At 76.3% G+C, this 1,394-nt stretch carries 1 protein-coding gene and 1 pseudogene; one reads left to right on the top strand and one right to left on the bottom strand.

Annotated elements, in window-relative coordinates; genetic code table 11:
- Positions 1–617 (bottom strand): annotated as a pseudogene (locus AC529_RS19270) (NYN domain-containing protein); the annotation flags it as partial.
- A gap of 227 nt (positions 618–844) precedes the next feature.
- Between AC529_RS19270 and AC529_RS19265 the strand changes: the two are divergent.
- The coding region (locus tag AC529_RS19265) for an exonuclease domain-containing protein (protein WP_198156500.1) at positions 845–1,394 on the top strand (550 nt) is incomplete at its 3' end.

Raw genomic sequence — 1,394 nt, 5'->3', positions numbered from 1 at the left:
GCTCTTCCGATCTCGCGGGCGCGCCGACGCTCGTGGTGCAGCTTCTGGCGCAGCTCGGCGATCTCCGCCTTGTGCTCGCGCAGCTCGGCCCGGAGCCGCAGGACCTCCTGCCGGTGCTCGGCCCTGACCTGGTCCAGCCGGGCGCGCAGCTCGGCGACGGCCTCCGCGGTGCTGTCCGCCGCCTTGGCCCTGGCCTCCCGCTCCAGTTCGGCGTGGACCCCCCGGACGATCGTCGACCAGCCCGCGGGCCGCAGCACGTAGGCGACCGCCCCCACGACGGCGGGCTCGACGACCGGGGGCACCTCGCCCCGGTCGAGCTCCTCGGCCAGGGACGGCCACGCCTGCCGCATCCGCTCGGCGACCCGGCCGCGGAACTGCGCGTCGGACTCCAGCTGCGCGGCGATGTCCGGCCCGGCCAGCCGCACCCGGCGGCGCGGCTCGAACTTGGCGATCCTGCGCAGCCGCGGCGGGATCTCCGCGGCGGGCATCGTGGCGAGGATCTCGGAGCCGTACTCGATGATCAGGGTGCGCACCGCCTCGGGGAGCGGCCGGTCCAGCGCCTCGGTCTCCGCAGGCTCCGCCCCGCGCTCCTCCGCGCCCTCGGAACCGTCGGTCATGACGGTGCCCCATCGTCTCCGGACGACGCCGTGGCAGCCCACACAGTCCGCTCCTCCTCAGCCGGTCACGTTCCCCGACACTCCTCCCCGGGCGCGGTCGCGCACCGGGCTCCTCGCTGTTCCCGCGGCGGACACCGCGCGATCCAGGCCATTTTTCCACGGATGCCCCAAGAGGAAGCGGTACCGCACCGTGCCGCGGCCGCCGCCGCGGCACGTACCCTGGCGGGGTGGCAGTATCCCGGCACCCGGTCCAGGGCTCCCTCGACGAGCTGGGCACCCCCCTGGCGGCCACCACCTTCGTGGTGGTCGACCTGGAGACCACCGGCACCCGCCCCGGCGAGGCCGCGATCACCGAGATCGGCGCGGTGCGGATGCGCGACGGGCGCGTCCTGGGCGAGTTCGGCACGCTGGTGAACCCGGGAGTGCCCGTCCCCGCGTCCGTCACCCTGCTGACCGGCATCACGACGGCCATGACGGCCTCCGCCCCGCCGGTGGCGGCGGTGCTCCCCCGGTTCCTGGAGTTCGCCGACTTCGGCCCGGACACCGTCCTGGTCGCCCACAACGCCCCGTTCGACGTGGCCTTCCTGAAGGCCGCGTGCGCGGCCTGCGGCGTCCGCTGGCCCTCCCCCGCCGTGCTCGACACGCTGTGGCTGGCCCGCCGCCTGGTGCCGCGCGGCGAGGTCGGCAACCACCGGCTGGGCACGCTCGCCCGCGTCCTCGGGGCGGAGGAGCCCGCGCACCGGGCCCTGGACGACGCCCGCGCCGCCGCGGGGGTGC

Origin of the sequence: Thermobifida cellulosilytica TB100, from assembly GCF_001517975.1 — a bacterium.
Classification (GTDB): Bacteria; Actinomycetota; Actinomycetes; order Streptosporangiales; family Streptosporangiaceae; genus Thermobifida; species Thermobifida cellulosilytica.
Note: the sequence above shows the minus strand (reverse complement) of the source record. Positions and strands in the feature narration are given on the sequence as shown.